Raw genomic sequence first — 18,586 nt, forward strand, 5'->3', positions numbered from 1 at the left:
AGCGGTGCTAATTAAGAGGGTGCCGATCCATACCGATCCATACCGCCCGGTCAGGAGATCCGTCGTGCGTCCCGTCCACTTCGCGGCCGCCCGCCGCACCCCCATCGGCAAGCTGCGCGGAGCGCTGTCGCCGGTACGGCCCGACGACCTCGCCGCGGCCGTGATCCGGGGCCTAGTCGCCGACGTGCCCGCACTGGATCCGGCCCGCGTCGACGACGTCTACTGGGGCGCCGCCAACCAGGCCGGCGAGGACAACCGCAACGTCGCCCGCATGGCCGCCCTCCTCGCCGGCCTGCCCGATTCGGTGCCCGGCGCCACGGTCAACCGGCTGTGCGCCTCCGGCCTCGAAGCCGTCACCACCGCCGCCCGCACCATCGCGGCGGGCGAGGCCGACATCGTGCTCGCCGGCGGCTCCGAGTCCATGAGCCGCGCGCCCTTCGTGCTGCCCCGCCCCGACGAGGCGCTGCCCCACCGCATCGAGACCGTCGACACCCGGCTCGGCTGGCGCCTGGTCAACCCGGCGATGAAGGAGCTGCACGGCCTGCTCTCCATGGGAGAGACCGCCGAGGAGGTCGCCCGGCGCCACGGCATCCCGCGCGAGCGGCAGGACGAGTTCGCGCTGCGCAGCCACCAACGGGCCGCCGACGCCCGCAAGAACGGCCACTTCGACGACGAACTCCTGCCGGTCGAGCGCCCCGACGGCGTGCTGGTCGACAGCGACGAATGCGTACGCGAGGACACGTCGTACGAGAAGCTGGCCCGGCTGAAGCCGGTCTTCCGCGAGGGCGGCACCGTCACGGCGGGCAACGCCTCACCGATGAACGACGGCGCCGCGGGACTGCTGCTGGTCAGCGAGGAGGCCCTGAACGACCTGGGGCTGGAATCCCTGGGCCGCTATGTCGCCGGTGCCTCCGCCGGTGTCCATCCCGACGTGATGGGTATCGGGCCGGTCCCCGCCACCCGCAAGGCACTGGCCCGGGCCGAGTGGTCGATCGGCGACGTCCAGGAGGCCGAGTTCAACGAGGCGTTCGCGGCCCAGGCACTCGCATGCGTCGACGAACTCGGCATCGACCCCGACCTCGTCAACCCCAGCGGCGGCGCGATCGCCCTCGGTCACCCCCTCGGCTGCTCCGGAGCCCGCATCCTCACCACGCTCCTGCACCGTATGCGCCGGACGGGAGCGGAGCGAGGGCTGGCGACCATGTGCGTGGGTGTGGGGCAGGGCAGCGCGGTCCTGGTCGAGCGGCACTGACGGACCCGCGACGCCTCCCGTCTGACGAGACGGTCCTTACCTGGACCTGATGTCTGCACATAGCATCGGCCTCCGCATGGACACGATGACTCTGTGGCACCTCACCGGCGGGCAGTTCGCCGCGCTGGCCTTCGCGGCCCTGCTCGTCGGCTTCTCCAAGACAGCCGTGAGCGGGGCCAACACGGTCAGCCTCGCGATCTTCGCCGCCGTACTGCCCGCCCGCGCCTCCACCGGCATCCTGCTGCCGATCCTGATCGCCGGGGACGTCCTGGCCGTCCTCACCTACCGTCGGCATGCCCACTGGCCCACCCTGTGGCGGCTGTTCCCGGCCGTCGCCGCGGGCGTCGTCCTCGGCACGCTGTTCCTGGTGCGGGCGGACGACGAGGTCGTCCGTGCATCGATCGGCGCGATCCTGCTGATGATGGCGGCGGTGACCGTGTGGCGTCGACGCACCGCGGACAAAGAGCAGGAGCCGGACGCCGTCACCACCCGGGCCGGCCGGATCAAGGCCCGCTCCTACGGCATCCTGGGCGGCTTCACCACCATGGTCGCCAACGCGGGGGGCCCGGTGATGTCGATGTACCTGCTCTCGGCCGGCTTCCGCAAGCTCGGCTTCCTCGGGACCTCGGCCTTCTTCTTCCTGATCGTCAACGTCTCCAAGGTGCCCTTCAGCGTCGGCCTCGGTCTCATCGACGGCCCTTCCCTGCTGCTCGACGCGGCGCTCGTGCTCTTCGTCGTCCCCGGCGCGCTGCTCGGCAAGTGGGCGGTGAACCGGATCAACCAGCGGCTGTTCGAGCAACTCGTGATCGCGGCGACGGTCGTGGGCGGCGTCCAGCTGCTGCTCTGACCCCGCAGCCGCCGCACCGAGGCGGGCCCATCGGCGAAGGAGCCGAGCACATGGTCGGGCGTGCCGCCGGCCGTCCGACACGTCCGCGGCGGCTACGTCCCGGCCCTGACCAGGACACCCGCGGCACCGGCCCGCTGCGCCGCCGGCACACCGGACTCGGCGTCGTCCCCGACCGTCACCGCGTCCTCGGCCGTGCCGGACCCCGGTCGTTCCTGCCCCACCTCCGGTGCCCCTACCGGTCGTTCGGCCCGCGGCGCAGCAGATACGTGTCCATGATCCAGCCCTTGCGCTCCCGTGCCTCCGCGCGCAGCCGCTCGATCCGCGGGGCGGCCTCGGCGATCGGCCCCGAGACGAGGATCTCGTCCGGAGTGCCCAGGTACGCGCCCCAGTAGATGTCGATGTCCTGGTCGGCGTACCGCCGGAAGGCCAAATGGGCGTCGAGCATCACGACCACGTCGTCCACGCCGTCCGGGAAGCCCTCGGCCAGCCGCCGCCCGGTGGTGATCTGCACGGGGCGCGCGACCCGGTTGAGGCCCGTGCGATGCCGGGCGGCGAGCGCGGACACGCTGCTGATGCCCGGCACGACGTCGTACGCGAACTCCACCGCGCCCCGGACCAGTACCTCCTGGAGGATCCCGAGCGTGCTGTCGTACCACGCGGGGTCACCCCACACCAGGAAGGCACCGACGTCGTCCTCGCCCAGCTCATCGGCGATCAGTCGTTCGAAGACCCCGGCGCGGGCGCTGCGCCAGTCCTCGACGGCGCCGGGGTAGGCAGCCCCCTCGGCGGACCGGTCCCGTTCCGGGTCGAGCGCCGTCACGATCCGGTAGGTCCCCTCCGGTACGTGCGCCTCCAGCAGGTCGCGGCGCAGCTGCGTGAGGTCGGACTTCACCTCGCCCTTGTCGAGGACGAAGAACACGTCGGTGTTCCGCAACGCCCTGACCGCCTGCAGCGTCAGCTGCTCGGGGTCGCCCGCCCCGATCCCGATGACATGAATCCTTCGCACGCCCCGAGTCTGCCGCACACCACCGACGACGCGCCCCTCACGCCCTTCCGCGCAGCCTCGGCGCCCGCCCCCGCGCCTCCACGGCCCCGCCGCCCTGCTCCACCTCGCCGGCCAGCCCCCGCCCCCAGGCGGCGACCCCCGCGAGGTCGATCCCGTACGGCCGCGCCTCACCCGCGTCCGAGGCCGCCCAGTCCTCCACCGCGCCGGCACCCCGGCGCAGCAGCCGCGCCCCGCCCGTCACATTGCCCCGGGCCGCGTGGGTGAGCCCCACCGCGAGCTGGGCCAGCCCGCGCCACAGGGCGCGCTCGTCCGGCGGACCCGTCTTCCACGCGTCCTCGAACACCTCGTGCGCATGGAACGGCTTCCCCGCGTCCAGCAACTGCTGTGCCTCGGCGACGGTCTGCTCCGGGGTGCGTACGACACCCTCGGGCTGACGATCGACGCCGTCCGCGCCATAGGGGAGCGGCCGCCCCAGACCGTCTCGGGGCCGGGCGCTGCGTGCCCGGCCCTCGCTGTCCCGGTCCCGTCCGCCGTCCTGTCGTCCCGTCGATGTGCTGCCCATGCCCCGATTGTCCATCGCCCGCTCCGGGCCCCCGCATCGCGCCCTGCCGGATGCCGTCTTCGGCGTGAGCGCCGACGTGGGGTAAAGTGCTGTTCGCGCGATCACGCGGTCCACCGCACGACGCGCACCGGGACGTGGCGCAGCTTGGTAGCGCACTTGACTGGGGGTCAAGGGGTCGCAGGTTCAAATCCTGTCGTCCCGACAGTTCGATGCGACTGTCATCGCAGGTGAGGGCCTTGGATCACATGATGTGAGCCGAGGCCCTCGATCGTTTCCGGGGTCTCGTCCAGCGGTTTCTCCTCAGCGCGATGATCTTTCCTGGCCGAACGGCTCGCCGGGCCTTTCGGGAGTCGGCCTTCAGCTGCGCGGGTCGCTCAGGGGCGGCCGGCAGCAGGGGCTCCATCAGAGCGAGTGGCGCGGGATCGTCTCGGCGCGTCGCTCGGACATGCCGGGCATGGTCATATTAGCCTCCGATCACTGAACGGAGTCGATCTCTCGCGGATCGTAACCCCTCACTCCATCGGAGATACGCATGCACAAGCTTCGCAAGGCCGCCGTCGTGGTGGTCGCCCTCGGCAGCGTCGGACTCATGGGCGCCGGCACCGCCACCGCCCACGGCAACGACGGCCACGGTGACAAGGGCAAGGACGGCGGCAAGGTCAGCGTCCTGCAGAGCTCCAGCTGCAAGTCGCACGACCTGAACCTCGACGTCCTCGGCCAGGTCGGCATCCTCAACGGCCTGCTGGGCAACGCGCTCAACGGCGAGGGCAACGCCGGTGGGCAGGACAAGCACCTGGGCTCGACGATGGGCTGCAGCAACAAGGCGTTCTGAAGCGTGAGCTGACAGGCGACCGCTGCTCCGGGTCGGCCGTTCGTGACAGTCACGGGCGGCCGACCCTCATGTGCGCGGCCCGAAGGACCCGTGCGCGGCGAAGACCACCCGGCCTCCCGGCGTTGCGTACGGTGACCGGCGGCCCCCGGCGAGGGGCGCCGCGGAGGACGCCGACGGGCCGGGATGGTAGAAGCGGGCCATGACCAACTCGCTGATCCTCCCGGCCGGTTCCCGATGACCGCCGGTATCGACACCCCCGACCGCCGCGGCCGCACCGGACTCGACCGGGCCGGCCGGGACCTGACAGGCAACCCCCGGGTCAAGGTGCGGGACGTGCGGCTCCTGTCCAGCCACTGGTACGTGGAGCGCGCCACCACCTTCGACTTCCAGCACGCCGACGGCACCTGGAGCACCCAGCAGCGCGAGACGCACGACCGGGGCAACGGGGCCACCATGCTGCTCTACGACACCGAACGCGAAACCGTCCTGCTGACCAGGCAGTTCCGCTTCCCGGTGTACGTCAACGGCCATCCTGACGGGATGCTCGTCGAGACACCGGGCGGGCTCCTCGACGACGAGGACGAGCACCCGGAGATCGCCGTACGCCGGGAGGTCGTGGAGGAGACAGGACACACCATCGGCGAGGTCCAGCACGTCTTCGACGTCTACATGAGTCCGGGCTCCGTCACCGAACGTGTCAGCTTCTACGCCGCCGCCTACGGCCCCGCGACCCGCACCCACGAGGGCGGCGGCCTCGACGAGGAGGGCGAGGACATCGAGATCCTCGAACTTCCCTTCCGCAGAGCCCTGGAGATGATCCGCACGGGGCAGATCGCCGACGCCAAGACCATCATGCTGCTGCAATGGGCGGCGCTGGAGGGGCCGTTCGCCCCTCGCGTGTGAACCCGGCGCCGACGGACTTGACTTGAAGCGCGCTTCAAGATGAAGACTCCCGTTCGTGCCCCGAACCACGGGCGCACGAACGGGAGGAGATCCATCCATGAAGTACCGCACGATCGGCACCGACCCGGCCACCCGCCGCGAGGTCAGCGTCCTCGCCCTCGGTGCGATGCTCTTCGGCTCCCGCACCGACGAGGAGACCTCCTTCGCCGTCCTGGACCGCTACGTCGAGGCCGGCGGCACGTTCATCGACACCTCGGACAACTACGCCTTCTGGATCGACGGCGGCCAGGGCGGCCAGAGCGAGGAACTGCTCGGCCGGTGGCGCCGCAGCCGTGGCGTCGGTGACGAGATCCTCATCGCCACCAAGCTCGGGGCGCGACCGCTGGCCCCCGGCACCGGCTACGTCGACAACGCGGAGGGACTCTCCGCCAAGGTGATCCGCGAGTCGGCCGAGCGCAGCCGCGACCGGCTCGGCGTGGCGAAACTCGACCTGCTCTACGCCCACATCGAGGACCGGTCGGTCCCGCTGCGGGAGACCGTCGAGGGGTTCGCCGAGCTGGTCGCCGAGGGCACCGTCGGTCTCCTCGGCGTCAGCAACCACGCGACCTGGCGGGTGGAGCGGGCCCGCGCCCTCGCCGCCGCGGCCGGACTGCCCGGCTACGAGGTGCTCCAGTACGCCCACAGCCATCTGCGGCCGCGCTTCGACGTACCCGACGGCCTCTTCCCCGACGGCAGCCTCGGCCACGCCGGCCCCGACCTGCTCAGCTACCTGCGGGAGGAGCCCGCCCTCACCCTCGTCGCCTACTCACCGCTGCTCAAGGGTGCCTACACCCACCCCGACCGGCTGCCCGCCGACTTCGACCACCCGGGCAACCCGGCCCGCCTGAAGGTGCTGCGCGAGGTCGCCCGGGAGACCGGGGCCACCGTCAACCAGGTCGTGCTGGCCTGGCAGATCGGTGCCGAGCTGCCGATCGTCCCGCTGGTCGGAGCCTCGTCCGTCGCGCAGCTGGAGGAGAGCCTGGCCGCCGTGGACCTGGAGCTGTCGGCGGAGCAGCGGGCCCGGCTCGACGCGGCCCACTGACCCCTGCCGGAGTACGCTCCGAGGAGGAGCCGAAGGAGAGTGGGCCATGCCTCTGTTCCCCAGCGAGCGGTCCGTCCGTACGACCCCTGAGGGCCTCCTGTGGGAGCCCAGCGAGCGCTGGGTGCGGGGAGTCAAGGGTGACGTGACCGTCGTCGACAGCCGGCACCCCGTCCTGGTCTGGGAGCCCGGTCTGCCGGTGCCGTGCTACGCGTTCCCGCGGGCGGAGGTCCGCACGGACCTCCTGCGCCCGGCGGCCCACCCCGAGCCGGGCTCGCACACCGGATCGCAGATCTTCTACGACCTGCGCACCGACGGACAGCAGGTGGACAACGCGGCGTGGACCTTCCCGGCCGCCGACCTGGCCGACCACATCGCCTTCGAGTGGTTCCACCGCTGGGGCAGCGGCCTGGACCACTGGTACGAGGAGGAGGAAGAGATCTTCGTCCACCCGCGCGACCCGCACAAACGGGTGGACGCCATGCCCAGCAGCCGTCATGTCCGGGTCGAGATCGGCGGCACGGTCGTCGGGGACTCCCGCCGCCCTGTGCTGCTGTTCGAGACGGGGCTGCCGACGCGGTACTACCTGCCGCCCGAGGACGTCCGCCTCGACCTGTTCGAGCCCACCGACCACCGCACGAGCTGCCCCTACAAGGGCAGGGCGCGGTACTGGACCTGGCGCGGCACGGGCGAGGTCCCGCGCAACATCCTGTGGAGCTATGCCGAGCCACTGCCGGCCGTGGCCCCCGTCAAGGGGATGGTGGCCTTCTACAACGAGGCGGTCGACCTCACCGTGGACGGCGAACGCCTCGAGCGGCCCGTCACCCCCTTCACCGCGGGCCTCAAGCCCTGACCAGCAGCTGGAAGTCGAAGGCGTACCGGGACGCGCGGTAGATGTGCGTCCCGTACTCCACCGGCCGCCCCGTGTCGTCGTACGCCGTGCGCTGCATGGTCAGCAGCGCGGCACCCTCCTTCTCGTCCAGGCGCGCGGCCTCCTCCGCGGTGGCGCAGCGGGCGCCGACGGTCTGGCGGGCGCTGTGCAGGGTGATGCCGGCGGCGCGCATCATCCGGTACAGGCCCGTCGACTCCAGCCGTGCGGTGCCGAGGTCGAGCAGGCTCGCCGGCAGGTAGTTGCACAGGACGGCCACGGGCTGGCCGTGGGTGCAGCGCAGCCGCTCCAGGAGCGTGACCTCCGCGCCCTCCGCGATGCCGAGCGCGGCGGCGACCGCGGCGGTCGCGGGGACCTGCTCGTTGCGGACGACCTGCGTGGTCGGGCCCTGCCCGGCCGCCTCCAGGTCGTCGTAGAGGCTGCTGAGCTCCAGTGGGCGCTTCACCTGGCTGTGCACCACCTGGGTGCCCACCCCGCGCCGCCGGACCAGCAGCCCCTTGTCGACGAGCGACTGGATGGCCTGCCGGACGGTGGGCCGGGACAGGCCCAGCCGCACCGACAGGTCCACCTCGTTGCCCAGGAGGTTGCCCGGGGCCAGGATCCCGTGCTCGATCGCCTCCTCCAGCTGCTGGGCGAGCTGGTAGTAGAGCGGCACGGGACTGCCCCGGTCCAGGGCGAAGGTCAGCGAGTCCAGCGCGGAGGCGGACACGGCACGTGCGGAGCCGCGGGTCTTCGCCATGGGGCCCTCCCTGCGATCGGTCCTGTGAGCGGGTGTCAGGTGTTGCTGGGGAAACCGAGGTTGATACCGGCGTCGGCCGGGTCCGGCCAGCGTGTGGTGATCACCTTGCCCTGGGTGTAGAAGGCGATGCCGTCATTGCCGTAGATGTGCAGGTCGCCGAAGAGCGAGTCCTTCCAGCCGCCGAAGGAGTGGTAGCCGACGGGGACCGGGATCGGCACGTTCACGCCGACCATGCCGGCCTTGACCTCCAGCTGGAAGCGGCGGGCGGCGCCGCCGTCCCGGGTGAAGATCGCGGTGCCGTTGCCCCAGCGGGAGTCGTTGATCAGCCTGATGGCCTCCTCGTACGTCTCCGCGCGCACCACGGCCAGTACCGGACCGAAGATCTCGTCGCGGTAGGCGTCCGCGGTCAGCGGCACCCGGTCCAGCAGCGAGACACCGATGAAGAAGCCGTCCTCGTGCCCCTCGACGCTGTAGCCCGTGCCGTCGACGACGACCTCGGCGCCCTGCGCGGCCGCCGATGACACGTACGACGCCACCTTGTCACGGTGTTCGCGCGTGATCAGCGGGCCCATCTCGGAGGCCGGGTCGTCGCCGGGACCGATCCTCAGGTTCTTGGCGCGCTCGGCGATCTTGGCCACCAGCTCGTCACCGGTGTCGCCGACCGCGACCACGACCGACACGGCCATGCAGCGTTCACCCGCCGAGCCGTAGGCGGCGTTGATCGCCTGGTCGGCGGCGAAGTCCAGGTCGGCGTCGGGCAGGACCAGCATGTGGTTCTTGGCGCCGCCCAGGGCCTGTACGCGCTTGCCGTGCTCGACGGCCTTGAGCTGGATGTACTTGGCGATCGGTGTGGAGCCGACGAAGGAGACCGCCTCGATGTCCGGGTGCTCCAGGAGCCGGTCCACGGCCACCTTGTCGCCCTGCACGATGTTCAGCACACCCTGCGGCAGCCCGGCCTCGGCGGCCAGCTCGGCCAGCCGGTACGACGCCGACGGGTCCTTCTCGCTCGGCTTGAGCACGAAGGTGTTGCCGCACGCGATGGCCAGCGGGAACATCCACATCGGCACCATGGCCGGGAAGTTGAACGGCGTGATGCCGGCGACCACGCCCAGCGGCTGCCGGATCGAGGCCACGTCCACCCGGGTCGACACCTGCGTGGACAGCTCGCCCTTGAGCTGCACGCTGATCCCGCAGGCCAGCTCCACGATCTCCATGCCGCGCGCCACCTCGCCGAGCGCGTCGGAGTGCACCTTGCCGTGCTCGGCGGTGATCAACTCGGCGATCTCGTCGCGGTGCGCGTCCAGCAGCTCGCGGTACTTGAAGAGGATCGCGGTGCGCTTGGCCAGGGAGGACTCGCCCCAGCTCTCGAACGCGGCCCTGGCGGAGGCGACGGCGGCGTCCACCTCGTCGACGGTCGCCAGGGCGACCTGCTTCTCCTGGGCGCCGGTCGCCGGGTCGTAGACGGGGCCGAAGCGGCCGGAGGTGCCCTCGACGGGCTTGCCGTCGATCCAGTGGTTGATGGTCTTCATGGTGTGCGAAGGGCCTTTCGGGTGCGGGGAGTTCACAGGTGGTGGCGGCGTCCGGCGACGCTGCGCTCGTAGCGCTCACGGGCCTCGACGGCGGCCTCGCGGGAGGCGACCTCGGCGACGGGCACGTCCCACCAGGCCTCGGCGCCGGGCGAGGCGGGGTTCACGACGTCCGTCTCGACGTACACGCAGGTCGGCCGGTCGCAGGCGCGGGCCGTCGCGAGCGCCGCGCGCAGCTCGCCGACCGTCTTGGCACGCAGGACCTCCATGCCGAGGCTGGCCGCGTTGGCCGCGAGGTCGACGGGGAGCGGGGCGCCGGTGAAGGTGCCGTCGGCGGCGCGGTAGCGGTAGTCGGTGCCGAAGCGCTCGCCGCCGGTCTCGGCGGACAGGCCGCCGATGGAGGCGTAGCCGTGGTTCTGGACGAGGACGACGTTGACCGGCAGGCCCTCCTGGACCGCGGTGACGATCTCCGTCGGCATCATCAGGTAGGTGCCGTCACCGACCAGCGACCACACGGCCGTGTCCGGGGCGGCCTGCTGGACGCCGATACCGGCCGGGATCTCGTAGCCCATGCAGGAGTAGCCGTACTCCAGGTGGTACTGGCGCGGCGAGCGGGACCGCCACAGCTTGTGCAGGTCGCCCGGGAGCGAACCGGCCGCGTTGATCACCACGTCGTCGTCGCCGACGACCGCGTCCAGCGCGCCCAGGACCTGGGTCTGCGTGGGTACGGCCGTCTCGTCGTCGGCGCGGTAGGCGGCCTCGACGACCGCGTCCCAACGCTCCTTGCCGGCGCGGTACTCGGCCTCGTACGCCTCGCTCACCCGGTGCCCGGCCAGTTCGTCCAGCAGCTTCTCCAGACCGGTCCTGGCGTCGCAGACCAGGGTCCGCGCAGCAAGCTTGTGCGCGTCGAACCCGGTGATGTTGAGGTTCAGGAAGCGCACGTCGGGGTTCTGGAAGAGGGTGCCGGAGGCGGTGGTGAAGTCGGTGTACCTGGTGCCGACGCCGATCACCAGGTCCGCGGCGCGGGCGAGGTCGTCGCTGACCGAGGTACCGGTGTGGCCGATGCCGCCGAGGTCGGCGGGGTGGTCGTACCGGAGCGAGCCCTTGCCCGCCTGGGTGGAGGCGACCGGGATGCCGGTCGCCTCGACGAACGCCTTCAGTGCCGCCTCGGCCTCGCTGTGGTGGACGCCGCCGCCCGCGACGATCAGGGGTCGCTCGGCGGCCCGGATCGCCTCGACGGCCGCCGCCAGCTCGACCGGGTCGGGCGCGGGGCGCCGTACGTACCAGACCCGCTCGGCGAAGAACTCCTCGGGCCAGTCGAACGCCTCCGCCTGTACGTCCTGCGGGAGGGCGAGGGTCACCGCGCCGGTCTCGGCCGGGTCGGCGAGCACCCGCATGGCGTTCAGCGCGGACGGGACGAGGGCCTCGGGGCGGGTGATCCGGTCGAAGTACCTCGACACCGGGCGCAGGGTGTCGTTGACCGACACGTCCGCCTCGGTCGGGTGCTCCAGCTGCTGGAGCAGCGGGTCGGGTGCGTGCGAGGCGAAGTAGTCGCCGGGCAGCAGCAGGACCGGCAGGCGGTTGATGGTGGCCAGGGCGGCACCGGTGACGAGGTTCGTGGCGCCCGGACCGATCGACGTGGTCACGGCCTGCGCGGAGAGCCGGCCCAGCTGGCGGGCGTAGCCGACGGCCGCGTGCACCATGGACTGCTCGTTGCGGCCCTGGTGGTACGGCATCACGTCCTCGCCCGCCTGGAGCAGGGCCTGACCGATACCCGCCACGTTGCCGTGGCCGAAGATGCCCCAGGTACCGGCGACCAGCCGGTGCCGAACGCCGTCGCGTTCGGTGTACTGCACGGACAGGAACCGCACCAGCGCCTGGGCGACGGTCAGGCGGACGGTGGACTGGCTCATCGGGGACCTCACTGGGACGGGGCGGTGTAGAGGGGCAGACGGGGATCGACCGGCTGGTCGGGCCAGGTGCCGCGGACCCAGGCGTGATCGGGGTGGTCGCAGATCAGCCAGGCGCGCTCGGCCTCGGGGCCCGCCATGACGTTGAGGTAGTACATGTGGTGACCGGGCACCGCCATGGAGGGCCCGTGCCAGCCGTCGGGGATCAGCACGACGTCGCCACCGCGCACCTCGGCCAGGACGTCCGTGTTGCGCCCGTGGCCGGACGGGGAGACACGCTGGTAGCCGAGGCCGGGGGTGCCGTCGTGGCCGGCGAACTCGAAGTAGTAGATCTCCTCCAGCACCGACTCCTCGCCGGGGCGGTGCTCGTCGTGCTTGTGCGGCGGGAACGACGACCAGTTGCCGCCCGGCGTGATGACCTCGACCGTGATGAGCTTGTCGCACTCGAAGACGCCGGCCGCGCCGAAGTTGTTCACCTGACGGCTGCTGTTGCCGGTGCCGCGCAGCTCCACCGGAACCGACGACGCCGGACCATAGCGGGCGGGCAGCCGCCGGGTGCAGCGCGCGCCGGTCAGCGCGAACCGTCCGCCGTCGGTGGAGGAGACGGTCGTGCGGGCGTCCCGTGGCACGTACGCGAAGTCGCTGACGGCGCTGAACACGCTGTCACGCCCGGTGAGCCGAAAGGTGTCGTGGCTGAAATCGTCGGTGGCCTCGACCGTGCAGCCGCCGGTCAGCGGCAGGACGATCCACTCGCTGTCACCGGTGTCGAAGGTGTGCGAGCCGCCGGGCGGCAGCTCCAGGACCCTCAGGCTGGAGTGGCCCCAGCCGGCCTTCTCGGGCGTGACGTCCACGACGTAGGGGCCGCCGAGCGCCTTTCCCGCGGGAAGGTGATACGTCATCGTGTTCCTCCGGGTCGCAATCCGTGTCACAACAGGCCGACGGCCGTGTCCACGGCCGTCTCCACACTGCCCTCGGCCGGGTAGAGCAGGGAGCGGCCGACGACCAGGCCCTGGACGGTGGGGTGCTGGAGCGCCTTGCGCCAGCGCTCGTAGGCGCCCGCCTGGTCCTCGGCGGTGCCCCCGACCTCACCGCCGAGCAGGACGACGGGCAGCGTGGACGTCTCCAGAACCTCCGCCATGTCGTCGGGGTCATGGGTGACGGGCAGTTTCAGCCAGGTGTACGCGGAGGTGCCGCCCAGCCCCGAGGCGATGGCGATGGACTTGGTGACGGCCTCGGCGGACAGGTCGTTGCGCACCTTGCCGTCGACGCGCCGGGACATGAACGGCTCGACGAACAGCGGGAGCCGCAGCGCGGCCATGGCGTCGACGGCGCGGGCCGTGGACTCCAGGGTGTCGAGCGAACCCCGGTCGCCGTAGTCGATCCGGACCAGCAGCTTGCCCGCGTCGAAGCGCAGCCGGGCGATGTCCTCGGCGCGGTGACCGGTGAAGCGGTCGTCCATCTCGAAGGACGCGCCGGCCAGCCCCCCGCGGTTCATCGAGCCCATGACGACCTTGTCGTCGAGGACACCGAGCAGCAGCAGGTCCTCCAGGATGTCGGCGGTGGCCAGCACCCCGTCGACACCGGGCCGGGACAGCGCCACGCAGAGGCGCTCCAGGAGGTCGGCGCGGTCGGCCATGGCCAGGCGGCGGTCGCCGACGCCCAGGGCGCCGCGGGCCGGATGGTCGGCGGCCACGATCATCAGGCGGCCGCTGTCGCCGATCAGCGGGCGACGCGTCCGGCGGGCGGCGGCCTCGGCGATCGCCTCGGGGTTGCGGGCTCTGATCGCGGTGAGGTCGGGGATGGTGATGCTCAAAGGAAGGCTCCGTTCGAAGGTGGCTCGGCAGGCCGTCACGACGCCTGTGCGAGGAGGTCCTCGACCTCGGACTCGGTGGGCATCGCCGAGGAGCAGGCGAGTCGGGAGGCGACGAGCGCGCCGGCGGCGTTGGCGTACCGCATGGTGGTGGCGAGGTCCCAGCCGGCCAGCAGCCCGTGGACCAGTGAGCCGCCGAAGGCGTCGCCGGCGCCGAGGCCGTTGGCCACCTCGACCGGCACCGGCGGCACCTCGGCCTCCGTGCCGTCGCGGTGCACGGCCAGCACCCCCTTGGGGCCCTGCTTGACGACCGCCAGCTCCACCCCGGCCGCCAGCAGCGCCTCGGCGCAGGCGCGGGGCTCGCGGACACCGGTGGCGATCTCGCACTCGTCGAGGTTGCCGACGGCGACCGTGGAGTGCCGCAGCGCCTCGGCGTAGTAGGGGCGGGCCTCCTGCGGGTCGCGCCAGAACATGGGCCGCCAGTCCAGGTCGAAGACCGTGGTTGCCGCCTTGTCGCGTGCCTTGAGGGCGGCGAGGGTGGCGGAGCGGCTCGGCTCCTCGCTCAGGCCGGTGCCGGTGATCCAGAAGACCCGGGCCGAGCGGATGGCCCAGTAGTCCAGGTCGTCGGAATGTATCTCCAGGTCAGGCGCCTTAGGCTGCCGGTAGAAGTACAGCGGGAAGTCGTCCGGCGGGAAGATCTCGCAGAAGGTCACCGGCGTCGGGTGGGTCGCGACGGGCGTCACCCAGCGGTCGTCCACGCCGAAGCCCTTCAGGGCCTCGTGCAGGTAGGCGCCGAAGGGGTCGTCGCCGGTCCGGGTGATCACGGCGGTGGTACGGCCGAGCCGGGCGGCGGCGACGGCGACGTTCGCGGCCGAACCTCCGAGGAACTTGCCGAACGTCTCCACCTGCGCAAGAGACAGGCCGGACTGCAGGGGGTAGAGGTCGACTCCTATTCTTCCCATTGTGATCAAGTCGAAGGGCTTGGCTGACTCGGCCATGCGCGACGCTCCTAGAGCTGGGCTGGGGGTACGGCCCCCAGGGGGCCTGCCGCCTCCCAGATGTAGGGCGTGGAGGCCGACGCTGTCAATACTTTGTACTTACATTCGGACCTGCTTGTGAAATGATGTCTTAACAAAGTATTGACAGCGGCCGGATCCAGCGATTGGATCCCGTCCCAGCGCAACCGCCGTGTTCCACGGCACACGACCGGACCTCCGGGCCCGGGCCGTGGATCCCGGTGATCACACCCTTTCCCCCCGTCGCACACCCCGTCGCACAGTGAGGTGCTGGAAAGATGGACCGCTCTTACTCTCGCTCCCGCAAGTTGGCCCCCGTGGTGGCCGTGGCCGCAGCGGCAGCGCTGACGCTCGCAGGATGCTCCAGCAGTTCCGGCGGCAAGAAGTCCGAGGAAGGCGCCGCGGACGCCTCGGCGGGCAAGGCCACCACGCCCCGCATGACGGTCGCCCTGGTCACCCACCAGTCGGCCGGTGACACCTTCTGGGACATCGTCCGCAAGGGTGCCGAGGCCGCCGCCGCCAAGGACAACATCAAGCTGATCTACTCCAACGACCCGAACGCCGGCAACCAGGCCAACCTGGTCCAGAACGCGATCGACCAGAAGGTCGACGGCATCGCCATCACCCTCGCCAAGCCCGACGCGATGAAGGACGTCGTGAACAAGGCGAAGGCCGCCGGCATACCGGTGGTCGGCCTCAACTCCGGTGTCAGCGAGTGGCAGAAGCTCGGCCTGATGGAGTTCTTCGGCCAGGACGAGACCGTGGCGGGCGAGGCGCTCGGCAAGCGGCTCAACGAGGCCGGTGCCAAGAACGCCGTCTGTGTCATCCAGGAGCAGGGCAACATCGGCCTGGAGCAGCGCTGCGCGGGCGTGAAGAAGACCTTCGAGGGCAAGGTCGAGAACCTGAACGTCAACGGCACCGACATGCCGTCGGTGAAGTCGACGATCACGGCCAAGCTCAAGCAGGACAGCGACATCGACTACGTCGTCGCCCTCGGCGCCCCGTTCGCGCTGACCGCGGTGCAGTCGATCGGCGACGCCGGCAGCGAGGCGAAGGTCGCCACCTTCGACCTGAACAAGGAGCTGACCGGAGCGATCAGCAAGGGTGACATCGAGTTCGCCGTCGACCAGCAGCCCTACCTGCAGGGCTACCTGGCGATCGACTCCCTGTGGCTCTACAAGAACAACGGCAACTACATGGGCGGCGGGGAGCAGCCGGTGCTGACCGGACCTGCCTTCGTCGACAAGACGAACGTCGAGACGATCGACAAGTTCGCCGCGAAGGGCACTCGGTGATGAGCATGACCCAACAGGCTGAGCCGGCGGTGACCACACCGCCGGCCCCCGGCCCCGGCAAGGAGAAGGACGGGCGGACGGCCGAACGCCCGCTGGCGCTGAGGCTGCTGGCCCGCCCCGAGGTGGGCGTCTTCCTCGGCGCCGTGGCGGTGCTGGTCTTCTTCCTGATCACGGCGCCGCCGGTGCGCGACGGCAGCTCGATGGCCAACATCCTCTACCAGTCGTCGACGATCGGGATCATGGCCCTTCCCGTGGCCCTCCTGATGATCGGCGGAGAGTTCGACCTGTCGGCCGGCGTCGCGGTGGTCACCTCCGCACTGACCGCGAGTATGATCAGCTACCAGCTGACGATGAACGTATGGGTCGGCGTGATCGTCGCCCTGATCGCGTCACTGGCGGTCGGCCTGTTCAACGGCTGGATGCTCGTCAAGACGGGCCTGCCGAGCTTCCTGGTCACGCTGGGCACCTTCCTGATCCTGCAGGGCGTCAACCTCGCGGTGACCAAGCTGATCACCGGCAACGTCGCCACCGACGACATCAGCGACATGGACGGATTCGACCAGGCCAAGGCGGTCTTCGCCTCGTCCTTCGAGGTCGGCGGGGTGAACGTCAAGATCACGGTGGTGTGGTGGCTGGTCTTCGCGGCCCTGGCCACCTGGGTGCTGCTGCGCACCAAGTACGGCAACTGGGTCTTCGCGGTCGGCGGCAACCAGCAGTCCGCGCGGGCGGTCGGTGTGCCGGTGACGTTCACCAAGATCTCACTGTTCATGCTGGTCGGTTTCGGTGCCTGGTTCGTCGGCATGCACCAGCTGTTCTCGTTCAACACCGTGCAGTCCGGCGAGGGCGTGGGCCAGGAGCTCATCTACATCGCCGCGGCCGTCATCGGCGGCTGTCTGCTGACCGGCGGCGCCGGTTCGGCGATCGGCCCGGTCTTCGGCGCCTTCATGTTCGGCATGGTGCAGCAGGGCATCGTCTACGCCGGCTGGAACCCCGACTGGTTCAAGGCGTTCCTCGGCGTGATGCTCCTCGGCGCCGTCCTGATCAATCTGTACGTGCAGCGCACGGCGACCCGGAGGTGACCGCGATGACACCCACCAACGGAACCGGCACCCACGGCGCCGTCCTCGCCGACAAGGCCCCTGAGAAGGACGGCCCCGTCGTCGAACTGCGCGCCGCGGGCAAGTCGTACGGCAACATCCGCGCCCTGCACGGCGTCGACCTGAAGGTGTTCCCCAGCCAGGTCACCTGCGTGCTCGGCGACAACGGCGCGGGCAAGTCCACCCTCATCAAGATCATCTCGGGTCTGCACCAGCACACCGAGGGCGAGTTCCTCGTCGACGGCGAACCGGTGCGCTTCTCCACCCCGCGCGAGGCTCTCGACAAGGGCATCGCCACGGTCTACCAGGACCTCGCCGTCGTCCCCCTGATGCCGGTGTGGCGCAACTTCTTCCTCGGCTCCGAGATCACCAAGGGCCCCTGGCCCGTCCGCCGGCTCGACATCGAGAAGATGAAGAAGACCGCCGACGAGGAACTGCGCAACATGGGCATCGTCCTGGACGACATGGAGCAGCCCATCGGCACCCTGTCCGGCGGCCAGCGCCAGTGCGTGGCCATCGCCCGCGCCGTCCACTTCGGCGCCCGCGTCCTCATCCTGGACGAGCCCACCGCCGCCCTCGGCGTCAAGCAGTCCGGTGTGGTGCTGAAGTACATCGCCGCCGCACGCGACCGCGGCCTCGGCGTCATCTTCATCACCCACAACCCGCACCACGCCTACATGGTCGGCGACCACTTCAGCGTCCTGCGCCTGGGCACCATGGAGCTCAACGCCTCCCGTGACGAGGTCAGCCTCGAAGAGCTCACCAACCACATGGCGGGTGGTACCGAACTCGCCGCGCTCAAGCACGAGTTGGCGCAGGTCCGCGGCGTCGACGTCGAGGAGCTCCCGGAAGAGGCGGACCTCACCGCCCCCGTGGCCACCGCGCCCGAAGGGAAGGCCTGACATGCCCCCTGTGCTGGACCGCATCCGGGTCGGCTCGGCCCCGGACTCCTGGGGCGTCTGGTTCCCCGACGACCCCGTGCAGGTGCCCTGGGAACGCTTCCTGGACGAGGTCGCCGAGGCCGGCTACTCCTGGATCGAGCTGGGCCCGTACGGCTATCTGCCGACCGACCCGGCCCGCCTCACCGACGAGGTGAACAAGCGGAACCTGAAGGTGTCCGCGGGTACCGTCTTCACCGGACTGCACCGCGGCCCCTCCGTCTGGGAGTCCACCTGGGAGCACGTCGGCCAGGTCGCCGCGCTCACCCAGGCGATGGGCGCGAAGCACCTGGTCGTGATCCCCTCCTTCTGGCGGGACGACAAGACCGCCGAGATCCTGGAGCCGCCGGAGCTCACCGGCGAGCAGTGGGCGCACCTGACCAAGGGCATGGAGCGGCTCGGGCACGAGGTGCGGGAGGCGTACGGACTCGACATCGTCGTCCACCCGCACGCCGACACCCACATCGACACCGAGGCCCACGTCGAGCGCTTCCTCGACTCCACCGACTCCGACCTGGTCAACCTGTGCCTGGACACGGGGCACTACGCCTACTGCGGCGGCGACAGCGTCAAGCTGATCGAGACCTACGGCGAGCGCATCGGCTATCTGCACCTCAAGCAGGTGGACCCGGAGATCCTCGCGGACGTCGTCCGGAACGAGATCCCGTTCGGGCCCGCCGTCCAGCGCGGCGTGATGTGCGAACCGCCGGCCGGTGTGCCGGAGTTGGGGCCGGTCCTTCAGGCCGCGCAGAAGCTGAACGTGGACCTGTTCGCGATCGTCGAGCAGGACATGTACCCGTGCGAGCCGGACAAGCCCCTGCCGATCGCCGTCCGTACCCGCAAGTTCCTCAAGTCCTGCGGCGCCTGACGACCCGAGAGGACGGCC

General features: G+C 70.8%; 19 protein-coding genes and 1 tRNA gene. 11 read left to right on the plus strand and 9 right to left on the minus strand.

The genetic code is table 11. The annotated features are described in order from the left end of the window. Positions 1–64: 64 nt before the first annotated feature. Positions 65–1,252 carry a thiolase family protein gene (locus ACWCPI_RS35545; protein ID WP_451042085.1) on the plus strand — a complete coding sequence of 396 codons (1,188 nt, stop codon included), beginning with the start codon at positions 65–67 and terminating at the stop codon, positions 1,250–1,252. Between the two features lie 76 nt (positions 1,253–1,328). Further along, the gene (locus ACWCPI_RS35550; RefSeq protein ID WP_451042086.1) at positions 1,329–2,099 is read left to right on the plus strand and encodes a sulfite exporter TauE/SafE family protein; all 771 of its coding nucleotides are present in this window, start codon (positions 1,329–1,331) and stop codon (positions 2,097–2,099) included. A 92-nt stretch (positions 2,100–2,191) separates the two neighbouring features. Here the strand turns inward: ACWCPI_RS35550 and ACWCPI_RS35555 are convergent, their stop codons facing one another. The 3 genes from ACWCPI_RS35555 to ACWCPI_RS35565 are packed head-to-tail and all read right to left on the minus strand — an operon-like array spanning position 2,192 to position 3,667. Then, positions 2,192–2,320 carry an HAD hydrolase-like protein gene (locus ACWCPI_RS35555; protein WP_451042087.1) on the minus strand — a complete coding sequence of 43 codons (129 nt, stop codon included), beginning with the start codon at positions 2,318–2,320 and terminating at the stop codon, positions 2,192–2,194. 11 nt (positions 2,321–2,331) lie between these two features. Continuing rightward, positions 2,332–3,105, minus strand: a complete 774-nt coding sequence (gene cobF, locus ACWCPI_RS35560) for a precorrin-6A synthase (deacetylating) (RefSeq protein ID WP_451042088.1) — start codon at positions 3,103–3,105, stop codon at positions 2,332–2,334. A 37-nt stretch (positions 3,106–3,142) separates the two neighbouring features. Beyond that, a complete protein-coding gene (locus tag ACWCPI_RS35565) occupies positions 3,143–3,667 on the minus strand; it encodes a DUF309 domain-containing protein (protein ID WP_451042089.1) in 525 nt (174 codons plus the stop codon). A 128-nt stretch (positions 3,668–3,795) separates the two neighbouring features. On the opposite strand from ACWCPI_RS35565, the gene ACWCPI_RS35570 reads away from it, so the two are divergent. From ACWCPI_RS35570 to ACWCPI_RS35590, 5 genes are all read left to right on the plus strand, one after another. Beyond that, positions 3,796–3,869 (plus strand) — tRNA-Pro (locus tag ACWCPI_RS35570). Positions 3,870–4,199: 330 nt separating this feature from the next. Beyond that, positions 4,200–4,499, plus strand: a complete 300-nt coding sequence (locus ACWCPI_RS35575; RefSeq protein ID WP_451042090.1) for a hypothetical protein — start codon at positions 4,200–4,202, stop codon at positions 4,497–4,499. 234 nt (positions 4,500–4,733) lie between these two features. Beyond that, entirely contained in the window at positions 4,734–5,402 is a 669-nt protein-coding gene (locus ACWCPI_RS35580; protein ID WP_451042091.1) for an NUDIX domain-containing protein, read from the plus strand. A 97-nt stretch (positions 5,403–5,499) separates the two neighbouring features. Then, positions 5,500–6,483 (plus strand): aldo/keto reductase, encoded by a 984-nt coding sequence (locus ACWCPI_RS35585; RefSeq protein ID WP_451042092.1) that lies wholly within the window; start codon positions 5,500–5,502, stop codon positions 6,481–6,483. A gap of 46 nt (positions 6,484–6,529) precedes the next feature. Next, on the plus strand, positions 6,530–7,333 hold the full coding sequence (locus ACWCPI_RS35590; protein ID WP_451042093.1) for a DUF427 domain-containing protein: 804 nt from the start codon (positions 6,530–6,532) through the stop codon (positions 7,331–7,333). Here the strand turns inward: ACWCPI_RS35590 and ACWCPI_RS35595 are convergent. The 6 genes from ACWCPI_RS35595 to iolC are packed head-to-tail and all read right to left on the minus strand — an operon-like array spanning position 7,323 to position 14,352. Beyond that, a complete protein-coding gene (locus ACWCPI_RS35595) occupies positions 7,323–8,108 on the minus strand; it encodes a GntR family transcriptional regulator (RefSeq protein ID WP_451042094.1) in 786 nt (261 codons plus the stop codon). The genes ACWCPI_RS35590 and ACWCPI_RS35595 overlap by 11 nt on opposite strands. Before the next feature lie 35 nt (positions 8,109–8,143). After that, positions 8,144–9,637: a CoA-acylating methylmalonate-semialdehyde dehydrogenase gene (locus ACWCPI_RS35600; RefSeq protein WP_451042095.1), complete on the minus strand. Its 1,494-nt coding sequence runs from the start codon at positions 9,635–9,637 to the stop codon at positions 8,144–8,146. Positions 9,638–9,669: 32 nt separating this feature from the next. Next, a complete protein-coding gene (gene iolD, locus ACWCPI_RS35605) occupies positions 9,670–11,547 on the minus strand; it encodes a 3D-(3,5/4)-trihydroxycyclohexane-1,2-dione acylhydrolase (decyclizing) (RefSeq protein WP_451042096.1) in 1,878 nt (625 codons plus the stop codon). 8 nt (positions 11,548–11,555) lie between these two features. After that, the gene (gene iolB / locus ACWCPI_RS35610; protein ID WP_451042097.1) at positions 11,556–12,443 is read right to left on the minus strand and encodes a 5-deoxy-glucuronate isomerase; all 888 of its coding nucleotides are present in this window, start codon (positions 12,441–12,443) and stop codon (positions 11,556–11,558) included. A 26-nt stretch (positions 12,444–12,469) separates the two neighbouring features. Beyond that, positions 12,470–13,357, minus strand: a complete 888-nt coding sequence (locus ACWCPI_RS35615; RefSeq protein ID WP_451042098.1) for a Cgl0159 family (beta/alpha)8-fold protein — start codon at positions 13,355–13,357, stop codon at positions 12,470–12,472. Between the two features lie 35 nt (positions 13,358–13,392). After that, the gene (iolC, locus tag ACWCPI_RS35620) at positions 13,393–14,352 is read right to left on the minus strand and encodes a 5-dehydro-2-deoxygluconokinase (protein WP_451042099.1); all 960 of its coding nucleotides are present in this window, start codon (positions 14,350–14,352) and stop codon (positions 13,393–13,395) included. A 296-nt stretch (positions 14,353–14,648) separates the two neighbouring features. Here iolC and ACWCPI_RS35625 point away from each other — a divergent pair, with 296 nt between their 5' ends. Genes ACWCPI_RS35625 through ACWCPI_RS35640 form a run of 4 tightly spaced genes read left to right on the plus strand, consistent with a single transcriptional unit; the run spans position 14,649 to position 18,568 of the window. After that, positions 14,649–15,665, plus strand: a complete 1,017-nt coding sequence (locus ACWCPI_RS35625; protein WP_451042100.1) for a sugar ABC transporter substrate-binding protein — start codon at positions 14,649–14,651, stop codon at positions 15,663–15,665. Continuing rightward, positions 15,665–16,744: an ABC transporter permease gene (locus ACWCPI_RS35630; RefSeq protein WP_451042101.1), complete on the plus strand. Its 1,080-nt coding sequence runs from the start codon at positions 15,665–15,667 to the stop codon at positions 16,742–16,744. Before ACWCPI_RS35625 ends, ACWCPI_RS35630 begins: the two co-directional genes overlap by 1 nt. Positions 16,745–16,749: 5 nt before the next feature. Next, positions 16,750–17,664 (plus strand): ATP-binding cassette domain-containing protein, encoded by a 915-nt coding sequence (locus ACWCPI_RS35635; protein ID WP_451042102.1) that lies wholly within the window; start codon positions 16,750–16,752, stop codon positions 17,662–17,664. Between the two features lies 1 nt (position 17,665). After that, the gene (locus tag ACWCPI_RS35640; protein ID WP_451042103.1) at positions 17,666–18,568 is read left to right on the plus strand and encodes a sugar phosphate isomerase/epimerase family protein; all 903 of its coding nucleotides are present in this window, start codon (positions 17,666–17,668) and stop codon (positions 18,566–18,568) included. The last annotated feature ends 18 nt before the right edge of the window (positions 18,569–18,586 follow it).

Source organism: Streptomyces sp. NPDC001920 (assembly GCF_053594495.1).